We start from the raw sequence: 23,228 nt of genomic DNA on the forward strand, positions 1-23,228 counted from the left end.
CGAACTGGCGAAGCAATCTGGGCTAGGGTATTGTTTTTCAAAACATTAAAAATGAATTATAAGCCCATTTTTTATAGAAATAATTTTTAACGTTAGTCTAAGTACAACTAGCTAAAATAAAACTTAAATTTAGAACCAAAACCAATATAATTATCACCTTTCAAAATTATACCCATTATGAAACCAATTGCGATACTTTTAATTTTATTTTTTGCAGGACAAACTTTTGCGCAAACCAACGTAAAACGCAATCTGAAACCTTCTGATGTATACCGTTTGCAAAACTTGAGTGATCCTCGTGTTTCACCAGATGGGAGTTGGGTGGCTTATACACTTTCGACTGTTGATTCTGTAAAGAACAAAAGAAATTCGGATATCTGGATGGTTTCTTGGGATGGCAAAGAATCTATCCAACTTACCAATAGCCCAGAAAGTGAATCTCAACCCAATTGGAGCCCTGACGGCAAATATTTGTCATTTGTATCTTCCAGAAACGGGCTCAAAGGGAGTCAAATATGGATTATGAATAGACGTGGAGGCGAGGCAAAACAATTGACTGATATCAAAAAAGGGGACTTAGATGATTATGAATGGTCTCCAGATGGAACCAAAATAGCTTTGACTATCAAAACCCAATTGGATACGGCAAAAGTAAAAACTCCAAAACCAATTGTGATCGATCGTTATCATTTCAAACAAGATATTGAAGGCTATCTTACTCGAAAACCAACCCATCTATATCTTTATGACATTGCAACCAAAAAAATGGATACGCTCACCAAAGGGAATTTTGACGAAAAGGAACCGAAGTGGTCGCCTGACGGGTCAAAAATCGCTTTTTTAAGTAATCGCAGCACCGATCCAGACAGAAACGAAAATACGGATATTTGGGTGATTGATGCCAAGAAGGATGCCGCAATCAAACAAATAACAACCTGGACAGGATCGGATACATCGCTGCAGTGGAGTCCTGACGGTAAGCAAATTGCCTACTTAAGATCAACTTCGCCGGATAATTATATAATGTACGATCAAAATGTTTTGTGTGTTGTTTCTTCGAATGGCGGAGAACCAAAAGTATTGTCAAAAACTTTAGACAGACCAGTCGGAAGTCCAAGATGGACACAGACCGGATCGTCGGTAATGGCTGTGGTGACTGACGATAGAACGAGATATGTTGCTGAATTTTCAGCTACTGATGCTAAAATGAATAAAATCGTAAGTGGCAATCGTAGTTTTACAACCCTAGAACGCCATCCTTCTGGTAGTTTTCTCGTTAGTATGAGCGATTCACAAACACCGACAGAAATTTATGCTCTCGAAGGAGGTGCGGTCCGTCGTTTGACAAAACATCAAGACGCGTTTTTAGAAAAATTACAACTGGCCAGTGTCGAAGGCTTTACATCAAAAAGCAAAGACGGGATGTTGGTTTCAAATCTGCTGTATCGCCCTGCGAATGCTGTAATTGGGAAAAAGTTACCCACTATTTTCTATATTCACGGTGGTCCTGTGGGGCAAGACGAATATAGTTTTGATCTTACTCGACAAATGTTGGCAGCGGCTGGTTATGCTGTCGTAGGCGTCAATTATAGAGGTTCCAACGGACGCGGTTTGGATTTTTGTAAAGTTATTTCTGGTGATTGGGGTAACAAGGAAGTCTTAGATATCTTGGGTGCAGCAGATTATTTGGTGCAAAAGGGTATTGCAGATCCCGATAAATTAGGAATTGGAGGATGGAGTTATGGCGGAATTTTGACCGATTATACCATAGCAACGGATACTCGTTTTAAAGCGGCTGCAAGCGGAGCTGGAGTGGCAATGGTTTCCTCAATGTATGGAGTCGATCAGTATATCCTGCAGTATGATAATGAAATTGGACAACCTTGGAAGAATTTTGATAAATATATTGCGCTTTCCTATCCTTTTTTGAAAGCGAACAAAATCAAAACGCCTACGCAGTTCATGGTCGGCGAAAGTGATTTTAATGTGCCTGCTGTGGGTAGTGAGCAAATGTATCAGGCCTTTAAATCTATCGGAATACCAACAGAACTTATTATCTATCCGGGGCAGTTTCACGGCATTACAAATCCGAGTTTTCAAAAGGATCGTTTTGAACGTTATTTGACTTGGTTCAATACCTATTTGATGAAAAAATAGCAAAGCTACTGGTTTAGGATGTTGATTCTGGGGTTTATACATTTTTAGATACTCTTTAACGCTCAAAGCTAACAAAAGTAATATCTTTGCATTCCTTAAAAAGGAGCAGTTTATAGCGGTATTAATTAGTAATTATTGGTTCAACGGCTGTAAAATTTGCGATATTGTTAGCTTTTAGGTGTAATTTAATTGATTGAAATGAAGGGTTTTAAATGGATTGTATTCGTATTTCTTATCAGTAGTGTATCTGTTTTTTCTCAAGAGAACTACACTCAACATGCAGTTGCTAAAGGCGAAACCGTTAGCGAAATTGCAAAGAAATATAAGGTTACAACTGCAGTTATTTATGAACTTAACCCGGATGCTGTTAATGGAATTAAGCCAAAAACAGTTTTGTTGATTCCTATTTCTAAAGTCAAAATACCAAAAAATAATAGGTCGGAGGTGTCTTCAGCAATGCCAACTGCCACCCACGAAGTTTTGCCAAAGGAAACCGTCTATGGAATAGCAAAGCAAGCAAATATCAGTGTTGCTCAATTGTATAGTATTAATCCTAACTTAGAAAAGGAGGGACTTAGGATAGGTCAATCTATTAAAGTTCCGCAAACTGCTGAGGATAAATTAGCAGCTACTTCAGCAAGCACCAAAGTCGCAGATAATATTCAGTCGAACGAGTCAGAAAAGAACATTTCAAAGGATAAAGTGGCTAGCAATGCGATTGATGATGATAAAGTCGAGGTTCAAAACAGTGAAACAACACACGAAGTTATGCCTAAAGAATCTTGGTATTCTATTTCCAGAAAGTACGGAATCACAGTAGCTGCATTGCAAAAAGCCAATCCAAATATTGATAAATCATCTTTAAGGCTAGGGCAAAAGATTGATATTCCGGCCAATTTGAATACCAATTCAAAACAACTTAGCGCGATTGTTCAAGAGAAAAAGGAGCAAAATAAGGAAACTGTTTCTACTAAAAAGGAGTCTATGCAACCTCAAGTAGTTAGTCCAAAACCTGTTCAGGCGACAGCAGATATCAAAGAGGCGAATACAACAACTCACATTGTTTTGCCAAAGGAATCCTTGTATTTCATATCCAGAAAATATGGGATTTCGGTTGCAGAAATTCAAAAAGCGAATCCTGAATTAGGAACTAAATCATTAAAAGCGGGACAAAAAATTACCATTCCAGCAAAAAATAAAGTCGTTTTGCCTGAGGTCGAAAAGAAAGAGGATATAGAGATAAAAGCGACTGCAGTGGTTGTCGAAAAACCCAAAGAAGAGACCGTTATTCCAACTGAAAATGTAATTACACATGAAGTTTTGCCCAAGGAAACCAAGTACGGAATTGCGAAAAAATATGGTCTTTCAGTTACTGAATTGGAAAAACAGAATCCTTCAGTTGTCAAAAAGTTATTGGTAGGTTCGGTGCTTAAAATTTTTACCTCGGTTGTTGTAGAGAAAACCCTTGAGGTTGAAAAGGCGATTGCGCTTGAGGGAGCATTTGTCAAAGAAAAGTTTGAAAATAAAGAAATGAGTATGGTGCACGACGCCGTTTTTGTCGAGCAGTTGATTTCGCGAGCTTCAGAGAATATGGGCACCCGATATCGTTCTGGCGGCACCACTACCGAAGGTTTTGATTGCTCTGGATTAATGTGTTATACTTTTGCCAATACGGATGTTAAATTGCCAAGGTCTTCTGGGGAGATGGCTGAATTTGGTTCAAAAATAGACATTCAAAATGCGCAAAAAGGCGATTTGATTTTCTTTAAAACCAGAGGAAGTGGCCGAATAAACCATGTAGGAATGGTTGTCGAAGTGCTCGATGGCGAAATTAAATTTATTCATTCTGCCACTCACGGAGGTGTGATGATATCTTCTACCAAAGAATCGTATTACGAAAGGAATTTGGTGCAGGTGAATCGGGTGCTGTAATTCTTGCTATGCGGTTTTCGTTTTCACTTGATGGATGTTTTTTACCGCATTCGTTGCGCTTCCAATGAAATATATCTTAACAATGCACTGCTACCGCGGAACTCTTTCGTAACTGATTTTATTTTTCAACGGATTGAAATTCGGTGCTACAAACTAGGTCTTTCCGACAGAAATTATGCAAAGAGCCATTGGTTTGGTTTATAATTTTTTGTCCTAAAAAATTTAAATATAGGTAAGGTGTTGTTTAGATTTAACAACTTTTTGAAAGTTGTCAAATCTTGTGGTGTTAGACCGCGTGAGGGATGGCAGTGGAGCTCTTTTTATTTTTCAATTGCTATGCAATTGAAAAATAAAAAAGCGGGAACGTACAGCCCGACCCGAAGTTTTTCACGAAGGGGCACGCCCAAAAGAAGATTTTGTTGGTAAATGCGGGCATTGATTTTATGGAAAGTTCTATATTTGGATGTGTTTTTTTGTTTGTGCGTTTTTTCATTTACCTTTGCCTCTGATAAAAAATAGCTGTTCCTTATAAATATATCTTTTCTCGATGAGAATTTCTTTGCTGCTGGTTTTTTTGTGTTGCTCTTCTTTGCTTTTTTCTCAAGAGAAAAACAGTAATAAACCCAACTTATTGGATAATTTAATTGGTAAGGATTCCGTCAATCCTAAAGCGCCCGTGGCTACTATTGATATGTATCGAGCGATTACTTTGGAGCGCGACACGACTTATATCGATACTTCGCTCACGATTCAGAAAAAGTACAGTCATAATTATTTGCGAAAAGATCTTTTTGGACTTTTGCCTTTTCCTAACGAGGGGCAAACCTACAATACCTTGCAATACAGTTTGACTTCTTTTTCGCCACTTCCTGAGTTTGGATTCAAAGCCAAGCATTTTAATTTTCTGGAAGCCAATCAAATTCGATATTATTCGGTGGCGACTCCGGTGACCGAATTGTATTTTAAATCGGTGATGAAAAAAGGGCAAAATGTAGACGCTTTTTTTGCTGTAAACACCTCTAAAAGATTCAATTTTTCGTTGGCATACAAAGGATTACGCTCCGAGGGGAAATACGTGAATCAGCTCACTAGCACGGGGAATTTTAGGTTTACCACAAGTTATAATACCAAAAACAAACGCTATTTTGCCAATGCTCATTTCACGGGTCAAGATTTGATGAATGAGGAAAACGGCGGAATCACTACGGCAGAAGATTTTGAAAGTGGTAACACTGCGTTTTTACAAAGAGATCGATTGGAGGTATTTTTGACCGATGCTAGGTCGTTTTTGAAAGGGAAACGCGTGTTTTTAGACCATGTTTTTCGGATAAATCCAACGGAAGGCAATAATAATTTGTATGTAAGCCATCAGTTCAATTACGAGAATAAATTTTTTGAATACAATCAGCCAACAGTAGCATCGAGTGTGGGAGGAACTGCGGTGTATCGTTTTGGGGAATCTTACAAAACCAGCAATATCAACGACCAAACGCATTATAATAAAACTTATAATAAACTGGGATTGACTTATGAAAATACCACTTTAGGAAAGTTCAATTTTTATCTGGATGATTTCTTCAGCAATTATTATTACAACCAAATATTGATACTAGATTCGGAAACAGTGCCAGCCTCATTGAGCCGAAGAATTGATTGTTATGGAGGTCAGTATGAATATAGAAAAAATAAATGGACGGGAAATTTTCTGTTATCAAGATCGCTGACCAATCAATCGCTCTCCAATTTAGATGCGAAAATGCAATATGAATTGAATGATGAAACTTTGCTTTCGTTCCAATATCAAAACATCAATAAGTTGCCGAATGACAACTATAATTTGTATCAAAGTAGTTATGTGAATTACAATTGGTCGAACGATTTCAAGAATGAAAAAATAAATTCTATCATTGCCAATGCTCATTCGCCTTGGGTCAATGTGTCCGTGCAATATTCGACTCTAAATGACCATTTGTATTTTGTAGATGTAACAACTGCTGCTCAAATGGCGGAGCGACAGCAAATTGTTGCACCTGCGCAATATGCCAACACGATTAATTATTTGTCGGTAAAAGCCAATAATGAGTTCAGATTTGGAAAATTTGCCTTAGAAAATACGCTGCTCTATCAAAAAGTAGATCAATCGGATTTGGTGCTGAACGTTCCGGAATTTGTTACCAGAAACACGTTTTATTTCTCGCAAAATTTGTTTCGCAAGGCCTTGTTTTTTCAAACCGGAATTACCTTGAACTATTTTACAAATTATTTCGGCAACGAATACAATCCGGTTATAGGCGAGTTTTTTGTTCAAAACCAAAAAGAAATCGGAAATTATGCCAATTTAGATTTCTTCCTTAATGCGCGAATTCAAAGGACTCGAATCTATTTTACTTTGGAGCATTTCAACTCTTCGCTTTCGGGATACAATTATTATTCATCGCCTAATAATCCCACTGGAGATTTCATCATTCGCTTTGGATTGGTTTGGAATTTTTTCCAGTAGTTTTTAAGTGACCACTTCAAAAATCTAAAATCTAAAATCTGCAATCTGCAATCAAAATGACTTTCACCGCTATAGATTTCGAAACAGCAACTGCCTATCATCCTTGTTCGGTGGGGATTGTTACGGTCGAAAACGGAATTATTGTTGATGAATTTGTGACTTTAATACAACCGCCACGAAACGAATACAATCCCTTTACGATTGCGGTTCACGGAATTTATCCTCGTGATACTGCGAATGCTAAAACCTTCTTGCAGGTCTTTCCTGAGATTCAAAAGCGATTGCAAAACCGTGTGGTAGTTGCGCATAACGAAAGTTTCGACCGAAATGTTTTGGCCAAATCGATGGCACTTTATGGCTTGAATTATGAAGATTTGAATATTGGCTCGAGATGGCAATGCACCGTAAAAATCTACAAAGCCAAAGGTTTGAAGCCGACAAAATTAAGCGATTGCTGCCGTGCAATGCAGATAGAACTCAATCATCACGAAGCCTTATCCGATGCTCGAGCCTGCGCCAAATTGTATTTGTTGCGGTGAAAACTACTAATACTGTCTATTAGTTCTTTTAAAAAAAAGACCTATGAGGTTTTTAAAACCTCATAGGTCTGATTGTTTAGAAAAAGCAGGTTTGTTCAACCCAGTATTTCTAATCACTGTTATCCGATGAAATGCAAGTATAGTCCCTACGGGACAAATTTACTATTCGTAATCCTTTCGCTACCAACATTTAACCTCTACAAGGTATGCTCCGTTAGGAGCAAAATGTTGGTAGTCAAAAAACAAGTCATTCGCCCTCTAATGTCCCGTAGGGACTATATTTGTTGGAGATTTTAGTTTCATTACAATTTTAATCGGACAACATTGATTTCTAATAGTAAATCTAGTTTTTTAGGTATTTTTCTAAAAACTGATCTTGTTCCCAAAGCAAATGCAAAATATTGTCTTTTGCGGCATATCCGTGTGCTTCTTTTGGTAATAAAACCAATCGAACTGGCGCTCCAAGTCCTTTCAAAGCTTGGTAATAGCGTTCGGATTGTAAAGTAAAAGTACCTGGATTATTGTCGGCATCTCCGTGAACCAATAAGAGCGGCGTTTTCATTTTATCGGCAGTCATAAACGGTGACATTTCATTGTACACATTAGGAACGTCCCAATAATTGCGTTGCTCACTTTGGAATCCAAACGGAGTTAAAGTTCGGTTATAGGCACCACTTCTTGCAATTCCGCAAGCAAACAAATTGCAGTGCGACAATAAATTGGCAGTCATAAAAGCGCCATAAGAATGACCACCAATAGCTACTTTTTTGCGATTGATATAGCCTAAATTATCTACTGCATTGATCGCAGCTGCAGCATCATCAATCAATTGTGTAATGAAGGTATCATTAGGTTCTGTAGTTCCTTCGCCGATAATTGGGAAAGAGGCATCGTCTAATACAGCATAGCCTTTGGTAACCCAATATACAAACGAACCATAATTTGGAAAAGTGAATTCATTTGGATTCTTATCGCTTTGCCCTGCTGAGCTTTTGTCTTTAAATTCAGCTGGATAGGCCCAAATTAATAAGGGTAGTTTTTCTTTTTTGGCTCTGTCATAACCCACAGGCAAATACAAAGTTCCCGATAAATCAACGCCATCTTTACGTTTGTATTTAATCACCTCTTTATATACATTTTTGATGCTTTCGAAAGGATTTTTAAAAGAAGTAATTTGGGTTAACTTGTCTTTTAATTTGATGTTTCTGAAATAGTAATTTGGATAATCGTTTTTGGATTGAATGAGCACTAAAACTTCTCCTTTTTTGAAATCTTCAATCGACAATAAATCTTCTTTTTTGTCTTTTATTTTCGAAGTGTAAAGACGTTTGGATTGCAATGTTTTTAGATTGTATTCATCTATAAAAGGAAACTGTCCGTCTTTGGTATTTCCTTCGCCAATTAAATAAGCATTGTCATTTTCGATCGCTAAAACATAACGGTTGAATTTATTTTTTTTCATTTCGAAATTCCCGGGATCCGAATAGATATCTTGAGAATTTCTGTCGAAGATAATTTTAGGAGTTTGGTTGGGATTGGATGGATTTATCAAATACGTTTTAGTATTTCGCGTGTCATACCAATTATCGGTAATGATTGCGGTGGTTTCATTGCCCCAAATTATTCCTCCATAACGTTGTTGTGTTTTGACTAATGAAGTTGGTTCCGCCGTAAATGGAGCATTCCATTGAAAAACTTCGTCCCTGTACTCCGCTTTAATAGCTTGGTCTCCTTGATCGAGTGCTACAACAAAGGTTAGGGTCGCAGCTTGGTCTGCACGCCAACTCATATTTCGTTTTCCTTTTCGAACCGAGGAAAATCCCTTTGGCATAATTTCAGTCAATGGTACTTCGTTGACCACTTTTACCTCTTTTCCTGAAGCATCATAAATTGTCGTAGTTTGTGGAAAACGATTTAATGGAACTATATAGGAATAGGGACGTTGAATTGTGGTTAGCATCAAATAATTGCCGTCTGGCGAAAAACTTTCTCCTGTATAAATGGCACCCGATTTGAACAATTCTGATTTTCCTGAGAGCGAAATTTTATACAATTCAGAAGTGACCATGGTTTCAAAATTTTGTTCGTCAAGTTTGTTTTTTAATAAATCGGGATAGGTTCTGTTTTGTGATTTTGAACCATCAGAAACAGAAACTGTTGGGCCTTTTGGCAAATCTTTTTTAGCGTCAATCAAGGCAGGGCGGTTGGCGGGTAATACTTTTACCAATAAAGTTTCGTTGTCTTTCATCCAATTGAATGGACTTCCCAGATTAGCATTCAAATTGTCTTTTGTGATTTTTTTAGCTGAAGCAGTAGCAACATCAATAACCCATAATTCAACGCCAGAATTTGTGGTGTTAGTAAAGGCTATTTTTGTCTCGTCAGGTGACCAAGATACATTGGTGATTTTTGGGTTTTCAGGCAAACCACTGACTTGAATTTCATTTTTATCACTGATTTTTCTGATTTTTAAATTATTGACGTAGTTCACAGAACTAGAAATATTCGTTATCGGATTGATTCGCAATCCTCCCAAACGCATTTCTTCCTGATTTAATTCGTCGAGTGTTTTGTAGGTATTTCGATAACTCAAAAGCATGTATTGCTTTTTGGTGTCCATACTTACTGCTGGAGCTCTTTGAAAATCTGCAAGGGCTAAAATTTCAGCCGAAGGTTTTTGAAAATTGATGTTTTCCTGTGCGATTCCAATGTGGTAAAATCCAAATAATAATAAAGAAAGAAAAATTGATTTCATAAGATTTAATTTTAGTGAAAACTGGAAGGCAAGTTATGAAAATCAGTGAGATTAATGTTAATGGTTTAAAAATAAATTTACTACTTTAGTATTTAATCTACAGGCCAAAAATGAAAGAAGATTTTCTCCATTATCTCTGGAAATTTAAGAAGTTCGACACTTTGAATTTGAAAACGTTCAATGGAGAAGAAATTACCATAATCCAAGTTGGACAATATTTAGAATTGGCTGGTCCTGATTTTTTCAATGCACAACTCATTATTGGCGAGCAGAAATGGGCAGGAAATGTCGAAATTCATCTCAAATCCTCCGATTGGTATGTGCATCATCACGAAAGAGACGAAGCGTATGAAAATGTTATTCTTCACGTGGTTTGGGAACACGATACCGAAATTTTCAGAAGCAACAATTCCGAAATTCCCGTTTTGGAACTCAAAAAATATGTTGATGCAGCGGCACTTTCAAATTATCAATCGTTGATGGCGCCAAAATCTTGGATTTATTGCGAAAAGCAACTTAAAAATTGTGACGAATTTTTGTTGAAAAATTGGCAAGAACGCTTGTTTTTCGAACGATTAGAACGAAAATCAAAATCCATTTTTGAGTTATTACAACAGACCAATTCGGACTGGGAAGCTGTTTTATTTTGCCTTTTAGCCAAGAATTTTGGGTTGAATACCAATGGTGAGATCTTTTTGAAAATTGCCCAATCCATTCCGTTTTCCATTATAAGAAAAGAAAGTTTCGAAGTCGAAAACTTAGAGGCTTTACTCTTGGGAAATGCCGGTTTAGTAGATGCTGAAAAGGAAGATAATTATTTCAAGGATTTAAAATTCAGGTATTTTTATTTGTTGCACAAATACCAAATGGAGAAAAAGGTCGTCGAACCCGTTCAGTTTTTCAAACATCGTCCTGATAATTTTCCAACCATCCGCTTGTCGCAATTGGCCAATTTATACCACATTCATCAAAATTTATTTTCTATAATCAATTCGTCAAATTCGGTTAAAAGAATTTACGAAATTTTTGATGTCTCGACTTCCGATTATTGGCAAAATCATTATCAGTTTGACAAAGAAAGCCCGAAAAAGAAGAAGAAAATTTCCAAATCTTTTGTTGATTTAATCATTATCAATACAATAATTCCACTTCAATTTGCGTATGCCAAAAGTCAAGGCAAGGAAAATTCAGAGGATATAATTCAATTGATAAACGAAGTTAATGCGGAGAAAAATGCGATTATAGACAAGTTTAGTTCCTTTGGAATTCCATCAAAAAGTGCCTTAGCATCGCAATCATTATTGCAACTCAAAAACGAATATTGCAATAAAAGCCGTTGTTTAGAATGCGCCATTGGAATGGAATTATTAAAGAATAATTCCTAATTTTACACGAAATTGAACAAAGTGAAAGCGGTATTACAACTCAAATATTTTTTCGAAAAACATGGTTTTCATGTGTCATCACGTTTGGCTGATAAGTTGGGAATGCGTGTTTCTGATGTGAGATTGTTTTTTATCTATATTAGTTTCGTGACTGCTGGTTTGTGGTTTGGGGTCTATTTGACGCTTGCGTTCTGGATTCGGTTGAAAGATTTAATTCGTGGTAAACGTTCTTCAGTTTTTGATTTGTAAGCATCAGTTTGCAATAAAAAAGGGATTATAAAGTTTTGAAACTCTATAATCCCTCTGCACAGTCTTTTTGGTTTTAAAGTATTCTTACTTTTTTATAGCTAAAGGCATATATTACTGCATGTAGCGCTGCAAAAAATAATGAAAAATAGAATAAGAAATGATCGTCAAGTGCTGCGTCGCTATGATGAATAAATGCAATGACAATTAGGGCCAGAACCATTCCTAGACCTGAACTAGCCACGGTTTTGTAACTTCTAAGACTAAAATGACCTTTGTTTAATTTACTATGTTTCATTCCGTAGAACAAATACAAATCGAAACCAATCATCATCCAAACGATAAGTCGAATCCAAGTGTCTAATGGTAAAAAGACCATCATAAACAGGCAAACAGCCACTCCGGCAATTGGCACAAATGGCACGAGAGGAGTTCTGAAAGCTCTTGGTGCTTCAGGCATTTTTTTACGCATAATTAATACCCCAATACAAACTAAAATAAAGGCAAATAAGGTTCCAATACTTGTCATTTCCCCGACAACTCTTGCTGGAATAAAGGCAGCAAAAAGACTCACAATGACCATAAATAATAAATTATTTTTGGCTGGAGTTCTAAATTTCGGATGCACCTCAGAGAATATTTTTGGCATTAAACCATCCTTACTCATCGAGAAAAACACTCTGCTTTGTCCCATCAGCATTACTAGTATAACAGATGCGTAGCCTCCTAAGATGGCTAATAGAATCGCATTGTTTAGCCAAGGGTAGGCTGGAGTAATCATTCCGTCAGGACCCGCTGTACCCATTGCTTCAACAGCCACTGCTACAGGAGCGATCCCGTCTTTACCCGCAAAAGCTTGGTAATTTACAACCCCTGTCATCACGTGAGCAAAAAGAATATAAAGAATTGTACAGATACCTAAGGACAAGAGTATTCCAATTGGCATATCTCTTTTTGGGTTTTTTGCTTCTTGTGCTGCTGTAGAAACCGCATCAAAACCAATATAGGCAAAGAATACAATGGCAGCCGCTCTAATGATTCCAGAGAAACCAAATTCGCCAAATTTCCCTGTATTTTCGGGAATATACGGTGTGAAATTTTCAGGTCGAATGTATTGCCATCCTACTGCAATAAAGACCAAAACAACCGAAACTTTAAGCAGAACAATTATTCCGTTGAAAAAAGAAGACTCTTTGGTGCCACGAATTAAGATTAAGGATATAATCATTACAATCAAAACGGCAGGAATATTTATGATTCCTCCCTCAAAAGGCGAAAGCATATAGGCTTCATTTATATTTATGCCGTAGCCAGCTAAAAATTTGCCAAAATACCGCGACCAACTTATAGAGACTGTTGCAGCCCCAACCGCATATTCTAAAACGAGGTCCCAACCAATAATCCACGCAATAAACTCTCCCATCGTCGCAAAGGAATACGTGTATGCGCTACCTGCAACAGGAATCATTGATGAAAATTCTGCATAGCACAAACCGGCGAACACACATCCAAAAGCGGCTACAAGGAAAGAAATCGTAATGGCTGGTCCAGCATTGGCAGAGGCCGCTAGACCTGTTATTGAAAATAATCCAGCACCAATTATGGCTCCAATTCCGAGCGCAACTAATCCGGGTGCAGTTAGTGTTTTCTTTAATCCTTTTTCAGAATCAGCAGCCTCGTTTAAGAGCTGCGATAGTGGTTTTCTTTTCCAAATAGACATATATTCTGGTTTAATATTATTAGTTTTCAAATATATTGTTTTTTTTATGGTAAGGGGACATAACAATATGTATTTTTTTTAAAGAGGCTTTTTTTTGATTTTAAATGAAGCAGAAACCGAAAGAATGTAAAATATTTCATATTTTTAATTTTTCAAATTAGTTTGTATGGCTTTCGAATCCATTTCGTCCCTTTTCAAGTTTTCAAGAGCTCAAAGATCTGGACTTTTTATTTTATTCAGTCTGATTGTCGGACTACAACTGCTATATTTTTTTATCGATTTTACTACAATCTCTAAATCTTCTCGCGAGCAAGAAAAATGGCTTTCCCTGCAATCCCAAATCGATTCTTTGAAGCAAGCCAAGCTGGATTATGTGCCGAAGGTCTATCCGTTCAATCCCAATTTTATTTCAGATTATAAAGGGTACAAACTTGGTATGTCGGTTGCGCAAATCGACAGGCTGTTCGCTTTTCGAAAGCAAAATAAATATGTCAATTCGGCTCAAGAGTTTCAGGCGGTGACCCAAGTTTCGGATTCGTTGTTGAATGTTATGGCGCCCTATTTCAAGTTTCCGGACTGGGTCAATAAAAAAAAGGAATTTGTAGTCTATAAAAAATATGACAAATCGGCTTTCGCCAAAAAAGAGAAACTAGTAATTATAGACATCAACCAAGCGACGCAAGGAGATTTGATCAAGATTTATGGAATCGGGGAGGCTATTTCGCTCCGGATTTTGAAATTTAAAGAAAGCCTTGGTGGTTTTGTTTCGATGGAGCAAATGAACGATGTTTGGGGATTGTCGCCGGAGGTTGTCGAAAATTTGAATACCCACTTCAAGGTTTCAGCCAATCCTAAAGTTAAAAAAATAGATATCAACAATGCTTCCATTAAAGAATTATCCTTATTTCCGTATTTCAAATATCCTATTTCTAAAAATATAGTGACTTTCAGAAGTATGAATGGCGATATAAAAAATAGTGAAGATTTAACAAAAATTAATGGTTTGTCTATTGAAAAGGCAAAAATTATAGCCTTATATTTGGACTTTTAAAATTCTTACCCTTCTACAATGAACTTTGACTATAGCGAAACGCAAAAAATGATAGCCGAATCCGCGAGAGATTTTGCAGAAAAATATATTAGACCCCATATTATGGAGTGGGATGAACATCAGAAATTCCCGGCTCCTTTGTTCAGAAAAATGGGTAAAATGGGTTTTATGGGTGTTTTAGTTCCCGAAGAATACGGAGGTTCAGGTTTAGGATATCACGAATATATTGCGGTTGTCGAAGAGATTTCGAAAGTAGATCCATCGATCGGGTTGTCGGTTGCGGCGCATAATTCCTTGTGTACGAACCATATTTTGACTTTTGGAAACGAAGAACAAAAGCAAAAATGGATTCCAAAACTAGCTACAGGTGAACATATTGGCGCTTGGGGACTGACCGAACACGGTACCGGTTCTGATGCAGGCGGAATGAATACAACTGCCGTAAAAGATGGGGATGATTGGATCGTCAACGGTTCTAAAAACTTTATTACCCACGGAATTTCTGGTGAAATTGCGGTAGTTATAGTTCGTACCGGAGAAAAAGGAGATTCAAGAGGAATGACGGCTTTTGTTTTCGAAAAAGGAATGCCGGGATTTACTTCAGGAAAAAAAGCTAATAAATTAGGAATGCGCGCCAGCGAAACTGCCGAATTATTTTTTGATAATTGCCGAGTGCCTGACGCCAATAGGCTCGGTGATGTAGGCGAAGGATTTATTCAATCGATGAAAATATTGGATGGTGGAAGAATTTCAATTGGAGCATTGTCCTTAGGAATTGCCAAAGGTGCTTATGAAGCTTCCTTACAATATTCGAAAGAAAGACATCAGTTTGGTAAAGCGATTAGTGAATTTCAAGCGATAGCTTTTAAACTTGCTGATATGGCTACTGAAATCGAAGCCTCGGAATTGTTATTGCACAAAGCAGCTTTCTTGAAAAACAAAAGCCGAAATATGACCACACTTGGCGCAATGAGTAAAATGTATTCATCCGAAGTTTGTGTAAAAGTATCAACAGATGCTATTCAAATTCACGGTGGTTATGGGTATACCAAAGATTATCCGGTAGAAAAATTCTTTAGAGATTCTAAGTTGTGTACTATTGGTGAAGGAACAACCGAAATTCAAAAGTTAGTGATTTCTAGGAATATATTAAAAGGATAAAAGAAAATAGAATATAGAAAATAGAGCCAAGAAGCAAGCGATTGTGACTTGGCTTTTTTGTTGCTGTTTTTTAAACTTGTTTTAAATTTTTGTACATTTGAATTGTAAAAAAATAAATTATGGATACTTCTTATAGATTCACTTCTGATTTTGAACCTACTGAAAAACAGTTAGAAGATTTGATGACAGAAGTCATTAAAGATGTTAAAAAACGAGCAGTAAAAGCTGATTTAAAATTTAAGGAAATTCAAAAAAAATATTTTGCAGATGTGCAAAAGCATCAATTAGCAAAACTAAAACAATGATTTTGAAACCCAAACTTATTGTAATTGCTGGTCCAAACGGTTCTGGAAAAACGTCTTTGACTTCTCAAATTTTAAAACACAAATGGATTGAGGATTGCGTTTATATTAATCCAGATAATATTGCACAGGAAGAGTTTGGGGATTGGAACAATTTAGAATCCGTGCTAAAAGCAGCAAAATTAGCTGCATTAATTAGAGAAGAATGTCTCGAGAAAGGTAAAAGTTTAATTTTTGAAACAGTACTTTCTGCAACTGATAAAATTGATTTTATAGAACGAGCTCTGGATTTAGGTTATTTTGTAAGGCTCTTTTTTGTTGGAACAAATCATCCCTCAATAAATGCTGGTAGAATTGCGCATCGTGTTTTAGAAGGCGGTCACGACGTTCCTATTACAAAGATTGTAAACAGGTATTACAAATCAGTTATAAATTGTGGTTTTCTTTCTAAATCTGTCAATAGATTATATGTTTATGATAACTCGGAAGATTATGTTTCTCCAAAATTATTATTCAGAACAAAGGACGGGAAATTAGAAAAATTTTATACCGAAATAAACGATTGGGCAAAGCCTATTTTGGAAAATTTAGAGAAATAGTGTTGGTTTTTAGAATAATCCAGAAACTGCTAATTTCGAGGAATATATTAAAAGGATAAAAGAAAATAGAATATAGAAAAAAGAGCCAAGAGGCAAGCGATTGTAACTTGGCTTTTTTGATTTAATCTATGCTCGTTATTCTTCATCCTTTTTTCTTTCTTAAAAATAATTCATAATTTATATTTCGAAATTCAAAATAAATAATTACTTTTGCGCCCTTAACGAGAGGAGGTGATAAAATTATGTTAATTATACCAATTAAAGACGGAGAAAATATCGATAGAGCATTAAAGCGCTATAAAAGAAAATTTGACAAAACTGGAACTGTTCGTCAACTAAGAGCACGTACTGCTTTTATTAAGCCATCAGTTACCAACAGAGCCAAAATTCAAAAAGCGGCTTACATCCAAAATTTGAGAGATCAAATAGAGAATAGTTAACTCGTTGGGTGAAATTATTAAATTTTTAGAAATAGTAAAATTGAAACGCATAGAATCATAGAAAAAAGAGTTGGATAGCCCAGTTCTTGGGTTCACATAGCTATGATTTACTAAAATCAAGCGAAGCGTCTTAATAAAATTAATAAAAAACTATGATTCTATGTGTTTAAAAAAATTAAATTGAATTACACCCAACGGGTAATAGTTAATTATTTTCTACAGTAATAAAGTACCGTTAGTCATTAAAGTTTAATACCTTTGATACTAACGGTTTTTTTTATGGTTAATAATAAGGACGCATTTAGAGATTACTTACAATTGGAGAAAAAATATTCTCCTCATACCGTAAATGCGTATTTGAATGACATTAACTTCTTTGAGTCATTTAATAAGAATCAATTTGATCAAGATACTATCGATCAGGCAAACTACAGTCAAATACGAAGTTGGATTGTTTCACTGGTTGACGATGCCATTTCGAATGTATCTATTAATAGGAAGATGCAATCCTTAAAATCCTATTATAAATTTCTATTAAAGACCAAGCAAATAGAGGTTAATCCACTCCTTAAACATAAGGCATTAAAAACGCCCAAAATACTTCAAATTCCATTTTCAGAAAATGAAGTAGTCGAAGTTTTGAAGCAGTTCGCTAATCCGGTAGGCTTCGAAGCGATACGAGATAAGTTGATTATTGACTTATTTTATACCACGGGGATTCGGAGAACAGAATTAATTCATATAAAAATAGGAAATGTAAATACTGCAAACCGCACTATAAAGGTATTGGGGAAAAGGAACAAAGAAAGAATTCTTCCGCTTTTGCCAGTTGTTTGCGAAGAATTGAGTTCATATTTAAATGAAAGAGCAGGTTTAGAGAAAGTTAGCGATCTGGACTTTTTTTTTCTCACAAAAAAAGGGTTAAAGTTGAGTGATTCGTTTGTTTATCGATTAATAAATACTTACTTTAGTCAAGTCTCCGCCAAGGTAAAAAGAAGTCCTCATATTGTAAGACATTCATTTGCGACCCATCTTTTAAATAACGGAGCCGATTTAAATTCAGTAAAAGAATTATTAGGACATTCTAGTTTGGCATCCACACAAATATATACCCATAGTAGTTTATCAGAACTCAAGAAAGTGTATGGAGAGGCACATCCGAGAAATCAAAAATAATTCGAGAAATGTTTAACCACCTAAAAAATTAGATTATGAAGGTAGATGTTCACGCGGTTAACTTTAATGTTGACAGAAAGCTAGTCGATTTTATTCAAGAAAGAATGGTCAAATTAGAAAAATATTACGACAAAGTAGTATCTTCTGACGTTTATTTGAAAGTAGAAAAGACAAGTGACAAGGAAAATAAAATTGTTGAGATGAAAATTATTGTTCCAGGCGATGATTTTTTAGTAAAAAAACAGTGTAAAACATTTGAAGAAGCAGTAGATATTGCGGCAGAATCGGTAGAACGATTGCTTGTAAAAAGAAAAGAAAAAATCAATACACATATTTAATCTAAATTTTTTATAAAATTGTTTTGATTCAAAAACAAAAAGATATACATTTGCAGTCCGTTAGAAATAGCGGACTTTTTTTATTGAAATTGCCAGCGTAGCTCAGTTGGCTAGAGCAGCTGATTTGTAATCAGCAGGTCGTGGGTTCGAGTCCCTCCGCCGGCTCAATAGATGTAAGATTTTAGATTAACGATTTTAGATTTCAGATTCTTTGAAAATCAAAAATCACTGATCCTCAATCATAAATCTGCAATCATAAAAAAAGGGGGAGATACTCAAGCGGCCAACGAGGGCAGACTGTAAATCTGCTGTGTGAACTTCGCAGGTTCGAATCCTGCTCTCCCCACTAGAATGAATTTTAGATTTCGGATTTTAGATTGTAGATTAAAAAAATCTAAAATTTAAAATCTAAACTCTTAAATCAAGGATTCTGCCGACTTAGCTCAGGGGTAGAGTGCTTCCTTGGTAAGGAAGAGGTCACGGGTTCAATTCCCGTAGTTGGCTCAAAGTAGTATAAAATTGAACACTAATAATAACTAAGATTAAAAATTAAGTAAAATGGCAAAAGAAACCTTTAACCGTAGTAAGCCCCACTTAAACATTGGAACAATTGGGCACGTGGATCACGGAAAAACAACTTTAACTGCAGCAATAACTAAAGTGTTATCTGATGCTGGTTACTGTCAAGCAAAATCATTTGATCAAATTGATAATGCTCCAGAAGAAAAAGAAAGAGGTATTACAATTAATACATCTCACGTTGAGTATGAAACTGCTAACCGTCACTACGCACACGTTGACTGTCCAGGTCACGCGGATTACGTAAAAAACATGGTAACTGGTGCTGCTCAAATGGACGGTGCTATCCTTGTGGTTGCTGCAACTGACGGACCAATGCCACAAACACGTGAGCACATCCTATTAGGTCGTCAAGTAGGTATTCCTAGAATGGTTGTATTCATGAACAAAGTGGATATGGTTGATGATGAGGAGTTGTTAGAGCTTGTTGAAATGGAAATTAGAGATTTATTATCTTTCTACGAATATGATGGAGACAACTGTCCAGTAATTCAAGGTTCCGCACTTGGTGGATTGAATAACGATCCAGCTTGGGTACCAAAAATTATCGAATTGATGGATGCTGTTGATGCTTGGATTGAAGAGCCACTTCGTGATACAGCAAAACCATTCTTGATGCCGGTTGAGGACGTATTTACAATTACTGGTCGTGGAACTGTTGCTACAGGTCGTATCGAAACAGGTATTGCTAATACAGGAGATCCAGTTGAAATCATTGGTATGGGTGCTGAAAAATTGACTTCTACAATTACAGGAGTTGAAATGTTCCGTAAAATCCTTGATAGAGGTGAAGCTGGAGATAACGTTGGATTACTTTTAAGAGGTATCGATAAAGCAGATATCAAAAGAGGTATGGTTATCATTAAACCAGGATCTGTAAAACCACACAACCACTTCAAAGCTGAGGTGTATATCTTGAAAAAAGAAGAAGGTGGTCGTCACACTCCATTCCATAATAACTACCGTCCACAGTTCTACGTACGTACAACTGACGTAACTGGAGTTATTACATTGCCAGCTGGAGTAGAGATGGTAATGCCAGGGGATAACTTAACTATTGAAGTTTCTTTGTTAAGCCCAATCGCTATGAACGTAGGTTTACGTTTTGCTATCCGTGAGGGTGGTAGAACTGTAGGTGCTGGTCAGGTAACTGAAATACTATAGTAATATTTATAATGTTTATAAAGCCAGTTCCGATTTTTATTGGAACTGGCTTTTAACGAACGGGCGTAGTTCAAGGGTAGAATAGCGGTCTCCAAAACCGTTGATGGGGGTTCGAATCCCTCCGCCCGTGCAAAAATTAAATCATAATGACAAAAGTTGTTAATTATATATCAGAAGCATTTGAAGAATTAAAATCAAATGTGACTTGGCCAGTTTGGGCTGAAGTACAACGTCTAACGATTGTTGTTGCTCTTTTCTCCGTATTATTTGCTTTGGCAACTTGGGGAGTTGATGAAATGTTTGCAAATATTTTGGATAAATTTTTCACCTGGCTAAAAGCGTAATTTTTTTGTTATGGCAGATAATAATTTGAAAAAATGGTACGTTGTTCGAGCAGTAAGTGGACAAGAGAACAAAGTGAAAGCCTATATCGAAACCGAAATCGCAAGATTGGAGATGACCGATTATGTTTCGCAAGTTCTAGTTCCTACTGAAAAAATAGTGACCGTAAAAGAAGGAAAAAAACTTGTGAAAGACAAAGTGTATTTTCCTGGTTATGTAATGATCGAAGCGAACCTAGTTGGAGAGATTCCTCATATTATTAAGTCTACAACAAGTGTTATCGGATTTTTAGGGGAAACTAAAGGAGGGGAACCTGTTCCTCTTCGACTATCTGAGGTCAACAGAATGTTAGGAAAAGTAGATGAATTGGCTGTAAATACCGATACTCGTGCTGTTCCATTCACTTTGGGTGAGACAATAAAGGTTATTGATGGTCCTTTCAATGGTTTCAATGGAACGGTTGAGAAAATCAATGAAGAAAAGCGTAAACTTGAAGTGATGGTGAAAATTTTCGGAAGAAAAACACCATTAGAATTAGGGTTTTTGCAAGTTGAAAAAGTATAATTTTTGTTACATCTATAATAAACCACATTTTCGCTTCCACTGTTAATGTGTTAAATTTTAAAAAAAATGGCTAAAGAGATTAGTAAAGTAGTTAAACTACAAGTTAAGGGAGGTGCTGCGAACCCGTCGCCACCGGTTGGACCTGCTTTAGGTGCTGCTGGTGTTAATATCATGGAGTTCTGTAAGCAATTTAATGCTAGAACCCAAGATAAACCAGGTAAAGTTTGCCCAGTGCAAATTACAGTGTATAAAGACAAATCTTTCGATTTTGTTGTAAAAACACCACCTGCTGCTGTTCAGTTAATGGATGCAGCAAAGCTTAAATCTGGTTCAGGAGAACCAAATCGTAAGAAAGTAGCTAGCGTTACTTGGGATGTTATCAAAACAATTGCGGAAGACAAGATGGTTGATTTAAATGCATTCACAATCGAGTCTGCTATGAGCATGATCGCAGGAACGGCTAGATCTATGGGTATAACTGTAACTGGAGATTCTCCTCTAAAACAAGCGTAAGACATGGCAAAATTGACAAAAAAGCAAAAAGAGGCTGCTTCAAAAATTGAAAAGAACAAATTATACACTTTGAAAGATGCTGCTGCATTAATTAAAGTTGTTGCTTCTGCAAAATTTGATGAGTCTGTTGATATCGCTGTACGTTTAGGTGTTGATCCTAGAAAAGCGAATCAAATGGTAAGAGGTGTTGTAACATTACCTCACGGAACTGGTAAAGATGTAAAAGTATTGGCATTGGTTACTCCAGATAAAGAAGCGGAAGCTAAAGAAGCTGGAGCAGACTATGTAGGTCTTGATGATTATTTACAAAAAATTAAAGACGGTTGGACAGATGTTGATGTAATCATCACCATGCCAAGTGTAATGGGTAAATTAGGTCCATTAGGTCGTATTTTAGGACCTAGAGGTTTAATGCCAAACCCTAAAACTGGTACTGTAACTATGGAAATTGCTAAAGCAGTAGCTGAAGTTAAAGCTGGTAAAATCGACTTTAAAGTGGACAAAACAGGTATCATACATGCAGGTATCGGAAGAATTTCTTTCGAAGCTGATAAAATTGTAGATAACGCTCACGAAATTATTCAAACATTAATCAAACTTAAACCAACTGCGGCTAAAGGAACTTACATCAAAAGTATTTACCTTACTAGCACAATGAGTCCAGCAATTGCTTTGGACCCTAAAGCAGTATAATTGGTAGTTAAAAATTTTTAGTATGACTAGAGAAGAAAAATCAATCGCGATTGAAGATTTAACTGCACAGTTAGCTGGTACAAATATTATTTATGTATCTGATATTTCCGGGCTAAACGCAGAAACAACTTCAAACTTAAGAAGAGCTTGCTTTAAAGCAGGTATCAAAATCGAGGTAGTTAAAAACACTTTGCTTGCAAAAGCAATGGAAGCTTCGGATAATGATTATGGTGACTTACCATCTGTATTGACAGGTAATAGCGCTATTTTCATAGCTGATGTAGCTAACGCTCCTGGAAAAATAATCAAAGATTTCCGCAAAAAGAATGCTAAGCCAATTTTGAAAGGGGCTTACATCAATGCAGAAGTTTACATTGGAGACGATCAATTAGATGCCTTGGCAACTATCAAATCGAAAGAAGAACTTATCGGCGAAATCATTGGATTACTTCAATCACCAGCTCAAAGAGTTATTTCTGCTCTTCAAAACCAATTCGCAAAAGAAGAAGAGGTTGCTTAATTCAATTTTAGAGTTTAGAGTTCTGATTTTAGATTTCTAAATAATAAAAAAATTAAGTGCATTAAAACGCGCACAATAAACAATAATATTTTACAAATCATTTTAAAACGATAGAAAAAATGGCAGATTTGAAACAATTCGCAGAACAATTAGTTAATCTTACAGTAAAAGAAGTTAACGAATTAGCAACAATATTAAAAGATGAGTACGGAATCGAACCAGCTGCTGCAGCTGTAGTAGTTGCCGCTGGTGGCGGAGAAGCTGCTGCTGAAGAGGCTCAAACTGAATTTACAGTAGTATTGAAAGAAGCTGGTGCTTCTAAATTAGCTGTTGTAAAAGCAGTAAAAGAATTGACAGGTTTAGGTCTTAAAGAAGCAAAAGATTTAGTTGATTCTGCTCCATCAAACATCAAAGAAGGTGTTTCTAAAGATGAAGCTGAAGGTCTTAAAAAATCTTTAGAAGAAGCTGGAGCTGTTGTTGAATTAAAATAATTCACTCCACTTTAGAGAATTAGGTTTAGGTCTTGGATACGAATCCAATGGCCTAAACCAT

22 protein-coding genes and 4 tRNA genes are annotated in these 23,228 nt (G+C 36.3%); 24 read left to right on the forward strand and 2 right to left on the reverse strand.

Annotated features, from left to right (window positions below; genetic code table 11):
• The first annotated feature begins 177 nt into the window (after positions 1–177).
• The 4 genes from E1750_RS14675 (at position 178) to E1750_RS14690 (ending at position 7,128) form a co-directional block, all read left to right on the forward strand.
• A complete protein-coding gene (locus tag E1750_RS14675; protein ID WP_133277498.1) occupies positions 178–2,157 on the forward strand; it encodes a S9 family peptidase in 1,980 nt (659 codons plus the stop codon).
• A gap of 198 nt (positions 2,158–2,355) precedes the next feature.
• Complete coding sequence (locus E1750_RS14680) at positions 2,356–4,089, forward strand: C40 family peptidase (RefSeq protein ID WP_133277499.1); 1,734 nt, start codon at positions 2,356–2,358, stop codon at positions 4,087–4,089.
• A 547-nt stretch (positions 4,090–4,636) separates the two neighbouring features.
• Positions 4,637–6,589 carry a putative porin gene (locus E1750_RS14685; protein WP_133277500.1) on the forward strand — a complete coding sequence of 651 codons (1,953 nt, stop codon included), beginning with the start codon at positions 4,637–4,639 and terminating at the stop codon, positions 6,587–6,589.
• Between the two features lie 56 nt (positions 6,590–6,645).
• A complete protein-coding gene (locus E1750_RS14690) occupies positions 6,646–7,128 on the forward strand; it encodes a 3'-5' exonuclease (protein ID WP_133277501.1) in 483 nt (160 codons plus the stop codon).
• A gap of 343 nt (positions 7,129–7,471) precedes the next feature.
• Here the strand turns inward: E1750_RS14690 and E1750_RS14695 are convergent, their stop codons facing one another.
• On the reverse strand, positions 7,472–9,883 hold the full coding sequence (locus tag E1750_RS14695) for a prolyl oligopeptidase family serine peptidase (RefSeq protein ID WP_133277502.1): 2,412 nt from the start codon (positions 9,881–9,883) through the stop codon (positions 7,472–7,474).
• A gap of 110 nt (positions 9,884–9,993) precedes the next feature.
• On the opposite strand from E1750_RS14695, the gene E1750_RS14700 reads away from it, so the two are divergent.
• Positions 9,994–11,268 (forward strand): DUF2851 family protein, encoded by a 1,275-nt coding sequence (locus E1750_RS14700; RefSeq protein ID WP_133277503.1) that lies wholly within the window; start codon positions 9,994–9,996, stop codon positions 11,266–11,268.
• Between the two features lie 21 nt (positions 11,269–11,289).
• On the forward strand, positions 11,290–11,517 hold the full coding sequence (locus E1750_RS14705) for a PspC domain-containing protein (protein WP_133277504.1): 228 nt from the start codon (positions 11,290–11,292) through the stop codon (positions 11,515–11,517).
• 73 nt (positions 11,518–11,590) lie between these two features.
• Here E1750_RS14705 and E1750_RS14710 read toward each other — a convergent pair whose 3' ends face one another.
• Positions 11,591–13,234, reverse strand: a complete 1,644-nt coding sequence (locus E1750_RS14710) for an amino acid permease (RefSeq protein WP_133278160.1) — start codon at positions 13,232–13,234, stop codon at positions 11,591–11,593.
• Between the two features lie 166 nt (positions 13,235–13,400).
• On the opposite strand from E1750_RS14710, the gene E1750_RS14715 reads away from it, so the two are divergent.
• The 18 genes from E1750_RS14715 (at position 13,401) to rplL (ending at position 23,167) form a co-directional block, all read left to right on the forward strand.
• Positions 13,401–14,285: a ComEA family DNA-binding protein gene (locus E1750_RS14715; protein ID WP_133277505.1), complete on the forward strand. Its 885-nt coding sequence runs from the start codon at positions 13,401–13,403 to the stop codon at positions 14,283–14,285.
• 18 nt (positions 14,286–14,303) lie between these two features.
• The gene (locus E1750_RS14720; RefSeq protein ID WP_133277506.1) at positions 14,304–15,446 is read left to right on the forward strand and encodes an acyl-CoA dehydrogenase family protein; all 1,143 of its coding nucleotides are present in this window, start codon (positions 14,304–14,306) and stop codon (positions 15,444–15,446) included.
• Positions 15,447–15,565: 119 nt separating this feature from the next.
• Positions 15,566–15,751, forward strand: a complete 186-nt coding sequence (locus E1750_RS14725) for a hypothetical protein (RefSeq protein ID WP_133277507.1) — start codon at positions 15,566–15,568, stop codon at positions 15,749–15,751.
• 2 nt (positions 15,752–15,753) lie between these two features.
• Positions 15,754–16,347, forward strand: coding sequence for a zeta toxin family protein (locus E1750_RS14730; protein WP_262709721.1), 594 nt, complete (start codon positions 15,754–15,756; stop codon positions 16,345–16,347).
• A 242-nt stretch (positions 16,348–16,589) separates the two neighbouring features.
• Positions 16,590–16,787: a 30S ribosomal protein S21 gene (gene rpsU, locus E1750_RS14735; protein ID WP_133277509.1), complete on the forward strand. Its 198-nt coding sequence runs from the start codon at positions 16,590–16,592 to the stop codon at positions 16,785–16,787.
• 279 nt (positions 16,788–17,066) lie between these two features.
• Positions 17,067–17,963, forward strand: coding sequence for a tyrosine-type recombinase/integrase (locus E1750_RS14740; RefSeq protein ID WP_133277510.1), 897 nt, complete (start codon positions 17,067–17,069; stop codon positions 17,961–17,963).
• A 35-nt stretch (positions 17,964–17,998) separates the two neighbouring features.
• Positions 17,999–18,301, forward strand: a complete 303-nt coding sequence (hpf, locus tag E1750_RS14745; protein WP_133277511.1) for a ribosome hibernation-promoting factor, HPF/YfiA family — start codon at positions 17,999–18,001, stop codon at positions 18,299–18,301.
• 91 nt (positions 18,302–18,392) lie between these two features.
• Positions 18,393–18,466 (forward strand) — tRNA-Thr (locus tag E1750_RS14750).
• A 100-nt stretch (positions 18,467–18,566) separates the two neighbouring features.
• Positions 18,567–18,647 (forward strand) — tRNA-Tyr (locus tag E1750_RS14755).
• Between the two features lie 86 nt (positions 18,648–18,733).
• A tRNA-Thr gene (locus E1750_RS14760) sits at positions 18,734–18,805 on the forward strand.
• Positions 18,806–18,859: 54 nt separating this feature from the next.
• Positions 18,860–20,044, forward strand: a complete 1,185-nt coding sequence (gene tuf / locus E1750_RS14765; protein WP_133277512.1) for an elongation factor Tu — start codon at positions 18,860–18,862, stop codon at positions 20,042–20,044.
• Positions 20,045–20,103: 59 nt separating this feature from the next.
• Positions 20,104–20,174 (forward strand) — tRNA-Trp (locus tag E1750_RS14770).
• A 16-nt stretch (positions 20,175–20,190) separates the two neighbouring features.
• Complete coding sequence (secE, locus tag E1750_RS14775; protein WP_133277513.1) at positions 20,191–20,388, forward strand: preprotein translocase subunit SecE; 198 nt, start codon at positions 20,191–20,193, stop codon at positions 20,386–20,388.
• 10 nt (positions 20,389–20,398) lie between these two features.
• Positions 20,399–20,950 (forward strand): transcription termination/antitermination protein NusG, encoded by a 552-nt coding sequence (nusG, locus tag E1750_RS14780; protein WP_133277514.1) that lies wholly within the window; start codon positions 20,399–20,401, stop codon positions 20,948–20,950.
• A 66-nt stretch (positions 20,951–21,016) separates the two neighbouring features.
• Positions 21,017–21,463: a 50S ribosomal protein L11 gene (rplK, locus tag E1750_RS14785; RefSeq protein WP_073369722.1), complete on the forward strand. Its 447-nt coding sequence runs from the start codon at positions 21,017–21,019 to the stop codon at positions 21,461–21,463.
• 3 nt (positions 21,464–21,466) lie between these two features.
• The gene (rplA, locus tag E1750_RS14790; RefSeq protein ID WP_133277515.1) at positions 21,467–22,156 is read left to right on the forward strand and encodes a 50S ribosomal protein L1; all 690 of its coding nucleotides are present in this window, start codon (positions 21,467–21,469) and stop codon (positions 22,154–22,156) included.
• Positions 22,157–22,178: 22 nt separating this feature from the next.
• A complete protein-coding gene (gene rplJ, locus E1750_RS14795) occupies positions 22,179–22,676 on the forward strand; it encodes a 50S ribosomal protein L10 (protein ID WP_133277516.1) in 498 nt (165 codons plus the stop codon).
• 119 nt (positions 22,677–22,795) lie between these two features.
• Complete coding sequence (gene rplL / locus E1750_RS14800) at positions 22,796–23,167, forward strand: 50S ribosomal protein L7/L12 (RefSeq protein WP_103806575.1); 372 nt, start codon at positions 22,796–22,798, stop codon at positions 23,165–23,167.
• Positions 23,168–23,228: the final 61 nt, after the last annotated feature.

This window comes from Flavobacterium nackdongense (assembly GCF_004355225.1).
GTDB classification, from domain to species: Bacteria; Bacteroidota; Bacteroidia; order Flavobacteriales; family Flavobacteriaceae; genus Flavobacterium; species Flavobacterium nackdongense.